This window comes from Stenotrophomonas sp. CCNWLW57 (assembly GCF_037203925.1).
Classification (GTDB): domain Bacteria; phylum Pseudomonadota; class Gammaproteobacteria; order Xanthomonadales; family Xanthomonadaceae; genus Stenotrophomonas; species Stenotrophomonas rhizophila_A.
In genome coordinates, this window is sequence record NZ_JBBCBJ010000002.1 from 253,454 (window position 1) to 264,770 (window position 11,317).

10 protein-coding genes are annotated in these 11,317 nt (G+C 68.3%); 6 read left to right on the forward strand and 4 right to left on the reverse strand.

Annotation, left to right across the window (positions count from 1 at the left end; all coding sequences use genetic code 11):
- The first annotated feature begins 17 nt into the window (after positions 1-17).
- Positions 18-497, forward strand: a complete 480-nt coding sequence (locus tag V9K91_RS05965; RefSeq protein WP_095362779.1) for a ribonuclease domain-containing protein — start codon at positions 18-20, stop codon at positions 495-497.
- Positions 494-931 (forward strand): barstar family protein, encoded by a 438-nt coding sequence (locus V9K91_RS05970; RefSeq protein ID WP_093532507.1) that lies wholly within the window; start codon positions 494-496, stop codon positions 929-931. The genes V9K91_RS05965 and V9K91_RS05970 overlap by 4 nt, the downstream gene beginning before the upstream one ends.
- A gap of 31 nt (positions 932-962) precedes the next feature.
- Here the strand turns inward: V9K91_RS05970 and V9K91_RS05975 are convergent, their stop codons facing one another.
- Together V9K91_RS05975 and V9K91_RS05980 are read right to left on the reverse strand one after the other, a co-directional pair.
- Positions 963-2,726 (reverse strand): hypothetical protein, encoded by a 1,764-nt coding sequence (locus V9K91_RS05975; RefSeq protein WP_336443316.1) that lies wholly within the window; start codon positions 2,724-2,726, stop codon positions 963-965.
- A gap of 9 nt (positions 2,727-2,735) precedes the next feature.
- Positions 2,736-3,335, reverse strand: a complete 600-nt coding sequence (locus tag V9K91_RS05980) for an NfuA family Fe-S biogenesis protein (RefSeq protein WP_068853063.1) — start codon at positions 3,333-3,335, stop codon at positions 2,736-2,738.
- Between the two features lie 91 nt (positions 3,336-3,426).
- Between V9K91_RS05980 and V9K91_RS05985 the strand changes: the two genes are divergently transcribed.
- Genes V9K91_RS05985 through zupT form a run of 3 tightly spaced genes read left to right on the forward strand, consistent with a single transcriptional unit; the run spans position 3,427 to position 5,019 of the window.
- Entirely contained in the window at positions 3,427-3,768 is a 342-nt protein-coding gene (locus tag V9K91_RS05985; protein ID WP_068854702.1) for a 4a-hydroxytetrahydrobiopterin dehydratase, read from the forward strand.
- 5 nt (positions 3,769-3,773) lie between these two features.
- Positions 3,774-4,190, forward strand: coding sequence for an energy transducer TonB (locus tag V9K91_RS05990; RefSeq protein ID WP_095362782.1), 417 nt, complete (start codon positions 3,774-3,776; stop codon positions 4,188-4,190).
- Positions 4,191-4,209: 19 nt separating this feature from the next.
- Complete coding sequence (gene zupT, locus V9K91_RS05995) at positions 4,210-5,019, forward strand: zinc transporter ZupT (RefSeq protein ID WP_249832781.1); 810 nt, start codon at positions 4,210-4,212, stop codon at positions 5,017-5,019.
- 519 nt (positions 5,020-5,538) lie between these two features.
- On the opposite strand, the gene V9K91_RS06000 is transcribed toward zupT, so the two are convergent.
- The gene (locus tag V9K91_RS06000; RefSeq protein WP_336443315.1) at positions 5,539-6,516 is read right to left on the reverse strand and encodes an RluA family pseudouridine synthase; all 978 of its coding nucleotides are present in this window, start codon (positions 6,514-6,516) and stop codon (positions 5,539-5,541) included.
- Positions 6,517-6,920: 404 nt separating this feature from the next.
- Here V9K91_RS06000 and rne point away from each other — a divergent pair, with 404 nt between their 5' ends.
- A complete protein-coding gene (gene rne, locus V9K91_RS06005; RefSeq protein ID WP_336443314.1) occupies positions 6,921-10,379 on the forward strand; it encodes a ribonuclease E in 3,459 nt (1,152 codons plus the stop codon).
- A gap of 101 nt (positions 10,380-10,480) precedes the next feature.
- On the opposite strand, the gene V9K91_RS06010 is transcribed toward rne, so the two are convergent.
- On the reverse strand, positions 10,481-11,296 hold the full coding sequence (locus tag V9K91_RS06010) for an endonuclease/exonuclease/phosphatase family protein (protein WP_336443340.1): 816 nt from the start codon (positions 11,294-11,296) through the stop codon (positions 10,481-10,483).
- Between the last annotated feature and the right edge of the window lie 21 nt (positions 11,297-11,317).

Sequence of the window (11,317 nt, forward strand, 5' to 3'; positions counted from 1 at the left end):
GCACACTCGATGTTCACATGCGCAAACCTCTACTGCTGCTCGTTGCCATTGTCCTGCTGGTGGGCGGTCTTTTCGCCATCAAGGAAGCCCAGCGCGCGCCCGCGCCGCAATTCGCGCCGTCGCTGACCCAGCCAGGCGCCGATGCTGCGCCGATCGACAACGCCCCGGCCAATCCCGGCGCCACCGCGCAGCGCGCCCACGACGCGTTGCCTGCCTTCCTGCCTGCAGAAGCGCGCCAGACCATCCTCCTGATCCAGCGCGGCGGTCCCTACCCGCACCGCCAGGACGGCGGCGTTTTCAGCAACCGGGAACAGCGCCTGCCGGATCGTCCGCGCGGTTATTACCGCGAGTACACGGTGGACACGCCGGGTGCCGGCAACCGCGGCGCACGCCGCATCGTGACCGGCGGCACTCCGCCGACCGGTTGGTTCTACACCGACGACCATTACGAAACCTTCCGCAGTTTCGAGGTCCCACCTGCCGGGAGCTGGCAATGAACCACGATGGATTCGAACTGGGTCTGGACGACATCAACAATGCGGGCGTCTACCGGGTCGCCAACGAGGACATAGCGCCTTTGTCGGCGGCGATGCGCGATGCCGCGCTGCGCGTAAACACGATTGATCTGCAGGGGTGCAATGACAAGCGCACGCTGCTGGCACGCGTTGCCGCGCAACTGGATTTTCCCCGGAGCTTTGGCGGCAACTGGGACGCGCTGTTGGACTGCCTGCGCGACCTGTCGTGGATGAAGGCCAACGGCTACGCTTTGTTCTTCAGTGATGCGGACGAGTTGCAGGGAAACGCGGAGAAGGACTTCAACACGTTCCTGGATGTGCTGGAGGACGCCAGCAAGACGTGGCTCGAACACGACGTGCCGTTCTGGGCATTCGTCGCGCTGGAGGACGCAGGAAACGAGCATCCGGAGGGGTAATTCCGCGTTGCGACCTTTCTCGGCCTCGTCGTCAACGGCTGCCGTTGTCGTCCTGTAGTTCCTTCTTGAACGGAATGTCCGGCGGCGGACGGGCCACCGCCGGCTGGTCCTGCATGTTGGGGTCGGACAGGCCGCAGCCGCCGCCGAACTGCAGGATCGAGACCACGCAGGAAATCTTCGAGCTGGTGCCCGGAATCGGAATCTCCACGGCCTTGATGCCCTTGCGCACCCATTCGGCCAGCAGCGATTCGTTCGGCGCCCAGTACTTGTCGAACGAGGTCGGCGTGTAGTCGTACGGCGGGCGCTTGAGCCACGTCCCGGACTGGGCGATGCGTTCGCGGCTCCAGCCATCGTTCTCGCCACCGGGGGCGCCGCGCTCACTGTCGCCGCTGCCCGCCTGCCCCGGCACGCGCACGCTGCCGTCGGCGTTGAACAGACCCTCGCCGGTACGCCCGGCGCCCTGGTTGGCCTGCGCGCCACTGCGCTCGCCGGCCCGGTTGCGGTCGGCCGCGCCCCAGTCATCGCCCCGTGCGGGCGTGGCCCAGTTGCCCGGCGTGGGCGACGGGCGCGCGGCCGGCGCACGGGCCGGCGCGGCACTGGAGGCGGAGCTGCGGCTCGGGCTGGCCTGGCTGGCCGTACTCGCGCCTGACGTGGGCGAAGGTGCGGACGCTGCCGGCGATGGGGTCGCTGCGGCCGGTGCCGGGCGCGGCGCGGCATTCGGCACCGAACGCTCACGCACCGCCACTTCCGGACTGCGCCCGGGCACGGTGATCTCGCGCTGCGGCACCGGCGCGACCGTGACCGACACCGACGGCGCCGGGGTCACTTCACGTTCGCGCACCTGCAGATCACGCTGCGGCACAGTGACCTCCACCCGCGGGCCCGGCACGGGCACCGGTGCGGTGGGCGCGGTGACCACGGTGACCTCGCGTTCGCGCACCGCCACGTCGCGCGGGCGCACCTGCGTTTCCACCGGGCGCACGGACGGGGTGATCGAAGGCGGTGTCGGTGCCTCCGCCACCTCCACGGTGCGTTCGCGAACCTGCGGCTCGGGCGCGTCGCGCGGAATCACCCGCACTTCGGTGCGCGGCACGCTGGTGGGCGGCACCACGAAATCGGTGGTGGCTTCGGCCACGTCGGTGGCCTGGATCGGCTGTTCGACAGCGGTGGGCGCAGGGGCTGGCGGTGTCGGCGCGGGTTCGGTACTGGCGGTCGGCGCCGATGCCGGCGGCTGCGGCGCGGTGGCTGCGGTCGGGCTCGCCGGTCGGGGTTGCGAGGCGGCGGCAGCTTCAGCCTGGGCGCTCGCAGCGGCGGCGGCCGCGCTGCCTGCAGCCGCCGGCTCGCCGCCACCACTTTCCTGGGGTGTTCCGCTGCCCAGGAATTCCACCTGGATGCGGCCGCCATCACCGCCCTGCTCCGGCTGCACCGGCGGGCGGATCAGCGCCACCCACAACAGCAGCAGCGCGAACATGACGTGCAGCAGCACGCTGATGACCGCCGAGGTCCAGCGCATCCAGCGCTGGTCGCGCGGGGCCGGGTCCCAGGTCTGCCAGAGCAGCCGTCGCAGTGACTGCACGAAGCCCAGCGCCGGCAGCCGGCCGGGGGAGCCCGGCAACGGCCGCCGGATCAGTTCGGCAATGACTTCGGTCGAGCGGAACGGACGCGGCAGCGGCGTCAGCGCGCGCAGCCACAGGCCCCACCCGTAGGGCAGGCCTGTGGTTTTTTCAACGATGCGTTTGTCCGGCTGGCGGGAAAGCAGCCAGTCGAGGATGTCGTCAGCCCGGCGCAGTGTCACGCAGGCCGGTCAGGCAGCCGTGCCGCGCGGAATATACGGCGCGTGACCGCTGTCGTGGTCGGTCGCGTCACGTACGGCGGTGATGCCGGGCACGCGGCCCATCAGGGTTTTCTCGATGCCCTGCTTGAGGGTGACGTCGGCCATGCCGCAGCCCTGGCAGCCGCCGCCGAAGCGCAGCAGCACCACGCCATCGGCAGACACTTCCTGCACCGCGACCTTGCCGCCGTGCGAGGCCAGCTGCGGGTTGACTTCGTTTTCCACCACCCAGCGCACGCGTTCGACCAGCGAGGCCGAATCAGCCGGGGCTTCGCCCTTGATCTTCGGGGCCTTGATGGTGAGCTGCTGGCCGCCGGTGGCATTGGTGACGATGTCGATGTCGGCGCCGTCCATCCAGCCCACGCTGTCGGAGGCCACGTACAGGGTGAAGCCGTCGCAGTCCACCGCCCACTCGTCGCCGAGCAGGTCGGCCGGTTCGGCGAACTCCAGCCGGGCATCGGCACGCGGGGTGCCGGCATCGACGGCGCTGAGGCGCACGCCCATGCCGGGCACGGCTTCGCGCTCGATGAGCTTGCGGAAATAGGTCTGGGCAGTGTCGGAGATCTGGATCATGCGGCTATTCTAGCGGCTTACATGTTATGCGCTCATTCGGTTTATACACTGTCCGGCGCATTGTTCAGGCATACACGAGGTGGAGGATTTCATGGCCGACCTGATTCCGCTGGCGCAGGCCCGTTGCGTACCGCGCAAGGGCAGCGACCACAAGCTGGGCGAAGCCCGCATAGCCGAGCTGCTGCCGCAGGTTCCCGGCTGGGAGCTGGCCGAACAGGGCCAGGCCCTGACCCGGACCTTCCGCTTCGCCGACTACTACAAGACCATGGCGTTCGTGAACGCCCTGGCCTGGGTGGCGCACGCCGAGGACCACCACCCGGACCTGGGGGTGCATTACGACCGCGCCGTGGTGCGCTTTTCCACCCACGACGTGGGCGGGTTGAGCGAAAACGACTTCATCTGTGCAGCCAAGGCTTCGGGCCTGACGGAGTGATTTTGATGAACATCCAGATACGCGTGGCGGTGACTGCAGCGGTGCTGACCCTTGCCGGGTGTGGCGGGTCGTCGGAGCCGGCCGCACCAGTGGCGGCGCCTACCGAGGTGGCTGCGGTGAAGACGCCGCCGCCGGTGTACCCGATCGAGCTGGCCTGCCAGGCCATTGGCGGCACCACCACGCTGAAGGTGGTGGTGGGTACCGACGGCAAGCCCGGCCAGGTGCAGCTGGTGAGCGGCAGCGGCAACGCGCAGCTTGATGAGCAGGCGCAGAAGGCGGTGGAAGGCTGGCAGTTCAAGGCGGCCACCCGCGCCGGCCAGCCGGTGCCCACCACCATCCAGGTGCCGGTGAGCTTCAACCCGCCGCAGCCCAAACCCGATGAGTGCTTCGCGGTGGAAGAGCGCCTGCGTCGCGGCGGCTGATCAAAGGACGCTGTGGCGCATGCCGGAAATCTCGAGTGAAAACGTATGGGTCGCCCTGCTGGTGACCCTGGCTGCCGGGCTGGCCACCGGCCTGGGCAGCCTGATGGTGTTGTTCTCGCGCCGCCCCAATCCCCGCCTGCTGGCCTTCGGCCTGGCCTTCGCCGGCGGCGCGATGGTGTTCGTGTCGCTGACCGAGATCCTGACCAAGGCGATCGATTCGTTCACCCAGGCGTATGACGCGCGCGTGGGCTATGCCTACGCCATGGCGGCGTTCCTGTGCGGGGTGCTGCTGATCGTGCTGATCGATCACCTGATTCCGAACCCGCACGAAAGCCTGGACAAGCAGGACCCGATGTTCCGGGAGAACAACAAGGCCTACATCAAGCGGGTGGGCCTGCTGACGGCGGTGGCGATCACCGCGCACAACTTCCCGGAAGGCCTGGCCACGTTCTTCGCGACGCTGGAAAGCCCCTCGGTGGGCATGCCGCTGGCGTTCGCCATTGCGATCCACAACATCCCCGAGGGCATCGCGATCGCGGTGCCGGTGTATTTCGCCACCCAGAACAAGTTCTATGCGTTCGGCGCCAGCCTGCTGTCGGGCCTGGCCGAGCCGATTGGCGCGGCGATCGGGTACGTGCTGTTGTCCGGGGTGCTCAACCACGCCACGTTCGGGTGGGTGTTCGGGCTGATTTCCGGGGTGATGGTGTTCCTGGCGCTGGATGAGCTGCTGCCAGCGGCCAAGCGATACGCCAAGGGCCATGAAACGGTGTACGGACTGGTGGCCGGCATGGCCAGCCTGGCCATCAGCCTGGTGTTGTTCAAGTGGTGATGTGCGTGCGGGCGTGGCGCAGATTACGTGGGCCGGCCAACGGCCGGCGCTACCGGATACGGGTTGATTTGATTCCAATCCCGATGGGTCTGCGACGGTTACGGGGCCTCTGGTTGGTTGATCCCGATCTGTGGACGTTACGTAGCGGTTCGTAGCCCCGGCCGTTGGCCGGACACCGCGCGCAGCGCGGCCCAAGTCTCAGGAGGTGGCCGAATGCGGCCTCCCGATACTCCGTCCGGCGTTTAGACGATTCGAAGCGGTAGCGCCGGCGGTTGGCCGGCTGCTCTTCGTTCCGGGATCATGAACACCTGACGGGCGGCTTCGGAACTTCTAAACGCCGGGTGGTGGCGGCAATCGTTGGGTGACCGTCTCCGGACGCTTGGGCCGCGCTGCGCGCGGTGTCCGGCCAACGGCCGGGGCTACGAATTCATATTGGCCCATTGGGATTGGGATCAATCAACCAACGGTCGACGACTTTTTTCCGGGCCCATCCGGGCCCGGATCAATCAACCGACAGCTTCACCCCAACCGGTTCAATGCCTCGGTCAGCTCCTCGGCCAATGGCGCATTGAGCAGGTAAGGGGTCTTGCCGGCGTCCAGCGAGAACTCCAACGAGGCGGCGTGCAGGAACAGGCGTTTCAGGCCGATCTGGTCACGAAGCCGCTTGTTGACCTCCGGATCGCCGTATTTGTCGTCACCGGCCACCGGGTGCCCGAGGTGCTGGGCATGCACGCGGATCTGGTGGGTACGGCCGGTTTCGATCCGGACTTCGCAGAACGAATGGCCGCCTTTGCGCTCCAGCACGCTGAAGTGGCTGATCGATTCCTTGCCGATCGCATTGACCTGGACGTGGCGCTCGCCCCCCTGGCGCAGGCCCACGTGCAGCGGGGCGTCCACGGTCATGGTGCCGTCGGGCATGCGCCCCACCAGCAGGGTCAGGTAGCGCTTGCGGATGCCGGCGCCGTGGTCTTCCCGCAGCAGTGCCTGCAGCTCGCTCAGCGCCGAGCGCTTCTTGGCCACGATCAGCAGGCCCGAGGTGTCCCGATCCAGCCGGTGCACCAGCTCCAGGGTCTTGCCGGGGCGGAGTGCGCGCAGGGTCTCGATGGCGCCGAAACTGATCCCGCTGCCGCCGTGGCTGGCCACGCCGGAGGGCTTGTTCAGGGCCAGAAGCCGCTCGTCTTCGTAGACGATGGCGTCTTCCAGCCGCTTCATGAACGCCGCCGGCGGGCCGGCCCTATCTCCCTCCTCGGTGAGACGAACCGGTGGCACGCGCACTTCGTCGCCCTCCACCAGCTTGCGTTCGGCCTTGGCGCGGCCGCCGTTCACCCGGACCTGGCCGCTGCGCACGAGTTTGTAGACCAGACTGCGTGGCGCACCCTTCAGCTGGCCGAGCAGGAAGTTGTCTAGGCGTTGCCCGGCACGGTCGGCCGGGACAGTCAGGAGACGGACGCTGGTCTTGCCTTCAGCGGGTTTGGGGGACGGCACGGTATCAGTCATTGGCCTTTTATTCTGTTACACTCGGCGGGCGAGATAAGGGATTGATTTCGTTGGAAGTTGCTCTGGGCCAGAAGCCCGACTTCCCTCGATTCCGGCACAGTGCGCAGCCACCGCCCCCGGGGCGGCCATGTTAGCGGCTCACCGGCAGTCCCGGCCATCGCCGGATGCCTGACACGCGTCTGCGCTGAAAAAATGTCCCTGTGGCGCTCCAGCCTGGCTGAAAGCTGCCTCCGGCCCGCAACACCCAAACCAAAACAAAATGAAGCGCTCCCGCGGCCTGCCGTGGTGTTGTAGCGCTGGAAACCCAAGCCGCCCTCCCCGCGCATGCGCGATGGGCGTGCAAGCGTGACCAGAAGCGAAACCCCATGGCGTTCCGCGCGGTAGCAGCGCGCGAGGAACGCAATATGAAGCGAATGCTGATCAACGCCACGCAGGCTGAAGAGCTGCGGGTAGCCATCGTGGATGGCCAGACGCTGTACGACATCGACATCGAACAGCCGTCCAAGGAACAGAAGAAGTCGAACATCTACAAGGGCCGCATCACGCGCCTTGAGCCGTCGCTGGAAGCGGCCTTCGTGGAATACGGTGGCGAACGCCACGGCTTCCTGCCGCTGAAGGAAATCTCCCGCGACTACTTCCAGGCCGGGGTCGACCACAACAAGGCCGGCATCCGCGAACTGCTGCGTGAAGGCCAGGAAGTGGTGGTCCAGGTCGACAAGGAAGAGCGTGGCAACAAGGGCGCCGCCCTGACCACGTTCATCTCCCTGGCCGGCCGCTACATGGTGCTGATGCCGAACTCGCCCACCGCCGGTGGCGTGTCGCGTCGCATCGAGGGCGAAGACCGCGCCGCGCTGAAGGAAGCGCTGGACAAGCTGAACATCCCCGACGACATGGGCGTGATCATCCGCACCGCCGGCGTCGGCCGCGATGCCGAAGAGCTGCAGTGGGACCTGGACTACCTGCTGCAGGTCTGGAAGTCGATCGCCGAAGCGGCGCTGACCAAGCCGGCCCCGTTCCTGATCTACCAGGAATCGCGCCTGATCGTGCGCGCCCTGCGCGACTACCTGCGCGCCGACGTGGGCGAGATCCTGGTCGATACCCAGGAGCTGTACGACACCGCCCGCGAATTCATGCAGCAGGTGATGCCGCAGACCCTGCGCAAGCTCAAGCACTACACCGACGACATTCCGCTGTTCAACCGCTTCCAGATCGAATCGCAGATCGAAGGCGCCTATGAACGCAACGTGCGCCTGCCCTCGGGCGGCTCGATCGTGGTCGACCAGACCGAAGCGCTGACCGCCATCGACGTGAACTCCTCGCGCGCCACCAAGGGCAGTGACATCGAGGACACCGCGTTCCAGACCAACCTGGAAGCGGCCGAGGAAGTGGCCCGCCAGCTGCGCCTGCGCGACCTGGGCGGCCTGGTGGTGATCGACTTCATCGACATGTCCTCCAACAAGCACCAGCGTGAGGTCGAGAACCGCCTGCAGAACGCGCTCAAGTACGACCGTGCGCGCGTGCAGCTGGGCCGCATTTCGCGCTTCGGCCTGATGGAAATGAGCCGCCAGCGCCTGCGCCCGAGCCTGGGCGAATCCAGCCAGATCGTCTGCCCGCGTTGCGACGGCCACGGCCGCATGCGTTCGGTGGAATCGCTGTCGCTGTCGATCATCCGCGTCGCCGAAGAGCATGCGATGAAGGAAAACACCGGGCAGGTGCTGGTCCAGGCCCCGGTGGAGATCGCCAACTACCTGCTCAACGAAAAGCGCAGCGCCCTGCGCGAGATCGAACAGCGCCATGACGCGCCGATCGTGATCGTGGCCGACGAGCAGCTGCACACGCCGCATTACGAAGTGACCCGCCTGCGTGAAAACGAGCTGGGCGAAGAAAGCGGCAAGCCGAGCTACCAGCGTGGCACCCCGCGCAAGCTGCCGGTGCATGCCCTGACCAAGGCGCAGCTGAACATCCCGGTTGCCCCGGCGGTCACCAACGTCAAGCACAGCTCCCCGGCGCCGGTCCGCGAGGTTGCCGAGCCGGTGGCTGCTGCCCCGGCCCCGGTCGCCCCGGCCCCGGTCGCTGCACCGGCCGCCACCGGCGTGGTTGGCTGGCTCAAGCGCATCTTTGGTGGCGAACCGGCGCCGGCCGCCGCCCCGCAGACCAACGCGCGCCCGGCCCAGGACGGCAACCGCAACGGCCGTAACAAGGACCGCAACGGCAAGGACCGCAACGGCCGCCGCGATGAGCGTGGCGAACGTGGCCAGGGTCAGGGCCAGCAGGGCCAGGCCCGTGGCAAGGACCGTCGCGACGACCGTGGCGAACGCGCCGGCAAGGGCGAGCGCCGCGATGACCGCCGCCAGGACGTGGCCGCACAGGCGTCCGCACCGGCCGCCGGCCAGGCCCAGCAGGGCAAGCCGCGCAACGAGCAGCAGCAGCCCAAGGCCCCGCGCAATGAGCAGCAGCAGCCGAAGCTGAACCAGAACCAGAAGCAGAAGCCGCCGCGCCAGCAGAACGAGGGCGACAAGCCCGCGCGCCAGCCGCAGGCCGATGCCGCCAAGCCGATGCAGACCGGCGTGACCGCTGCCGATGCGGCGCTGGTTGCAGCCGCGGTGACCGTGGCCGATGCCGCCACCCCGGCGACCACGGCGCCGACCGCGGCCCCGGTGTCGAACAACGCACCGGCCGATGAAAACCAGGTGACCGCCGTTGCGGTGGATGGCGAAGCCAACGAGCACGGCGAAGCGCCGGGCACCGGCGATGATGCCAGTGGCGAGGGCGCCTCGCGCCGTCGTCGTGGCCGTCGCGGTGGCCGCCGCCGTCGTCGTGGCAATGGCGAGCAGGCTGCAGGCAGCGATGGCCTGAACGATGACGGCGGCCTGGATGACGACGCCGACGGCGACGAGCAGGACGGCGACCAGGACGGTGACACCACCGCCCAGGCCGCCCGCCCCGCCGCCCGCAGCACCGGATCGAACCCGGAGTTCGACTTCGATGACGACGGCGCTGCTCCCGCTGCTCCGGCCGCGCCGGTGCAGGCCCCGCGCCCGGCCCCGGTGGCTGCCGTGGCCGCCGCCGCGCCGCTGGCCGTGGTCAGCAGCCCGGTGGTGACCGCCGGTCACAGCGAGGCCGCCCCGGCCCCGAAGGCCGAGCCGGTGGCAGAGCGCACCCCGTCCTACACCGACCGCGTGCCGTTCGTGGAATCGCCGATGCCGGCCTCGGCACCGGTCGCCAAGGCGCCGGAGGCTGAGAAGCCGGTGGTGGCGGAAGCACCGAAGGCGGTTGAAGCCCCGGTCGCCCCGGTCGTGACCGAAGCGCCGAAGACTGTTGAAGCCCCGGTCGTGACCGAAGCGCCGAAAGCGGTAGAAGCGCCGGTCGCCGCTGAAGCGCCGAAGGCTGTTGAAGCTCCAGTCGTGACCGAAGCGCCGAAGGCAGTCGAAGCCCCGGTCGTGACCGAAGCGCCGAAGCCGATTGAAACGCCCGTCGTGACGCCGGCCCCGGTGGCCCCGGCCCCGACCGCACCCGTCGCCGTCGAGACCCCGAAGGCCGCCGAAGCCAGCACCAGCGCGCCGGTTGTAGAGCACAAGGGCCCGACCGAAGTCGGTCGTCCGGTGCAGACCAGCATGCTGGATGCAGTGGACGCCGTTCCGGCCGCGCCGGCTGCCCCGGCACCGGTGGCACGCGCGGAATCGGCCGCAGTTGCACCGGCGGTGCAGAACGGCCAGCTGTTCGGCAGCGCCGCCAGCGACGCCGCACCGACCGACGCCGCCGCCCAGGCCGCGCACGCCGAAGCCCGCGAAGACATCCCGACCGATGTCGCCAAGGCCGACGATGCCGACAAGCAGGACCCGGAAAAGACCGACAAGGCCTGATCCGGTTCCAGCGGCAAGGTAAAAAAAGACAGCGGCCTTCGGGCCGCTGTCTTTTTCTGGATCCGGATCACGTAGCGCCACGCCCTGCGTGGCTGCCTGCATCAGGGTGCGAACTGCAGGCGGGTCCACACCCCGTAATGGTCCGACGCCCAGCGCCCTTCGGCGTAGGGCTGGTCGAACAGCAGCCGCGCTTCGCGGGCCATCAGCTTGTCCTGCTGGAAAAAGATGTGGTCGATGCGCGAGGGCGCATCGTAGTAATGCCGGTTCAACGTACTGATCTGTGCCAGTTCGTTGTTCACGTGCACGCTGCCATAGCTGTCGCCATAGCGCTGGCGCAGCGCGCTCAGATCGCCCGCATCCACCAGCGCATTGAAATCCCCCGCGATCACCACCGGCGCATCGCCCGATGTCGTCGCGATGAACGTCAACAGGTCGGCCACCTGCTCGGCACGGATGCGGCTGCCGCGCTCATCCGAACGTTCGTTGAGATGGGTGGCATAGACATTCACTGGCTGCCCATCCACATCGATACGCAGGTGCGCCACGGTGCGGTAGTCGGTCAGCGGCGCCAGCAGCCGTTCACCGCGCGCCAGCACCGGGCGCCGGGTCAGCAGCGCATTGCCGTAGCGCTTCAATCGGCCCGGCGGATCGGTGGAGACGAACTGATAGTCATAGCCGAGCCTGCGCGCCAGCCAGGCGGCCTGGTTGCGCACATGCGGCTTCTGGATCACCTCCTGCAGCGCGATCGCATCGGGCTGCAGCGCCTGCAGCTCGCGCAGGATCACCTTGCGCCGCTGCGGCCAGTCTTCCCGGTCGTGGTGCAGGTTGAAGGTCACCAGGCTCATGCCCTGCTCCACCGGCGTTGCCGCGCGCGCCGGCAACGCCGCCAGCGCAAGGGCGAGCAGCACGCCGAGCATGCCGGGGCGCGCGACCACCGC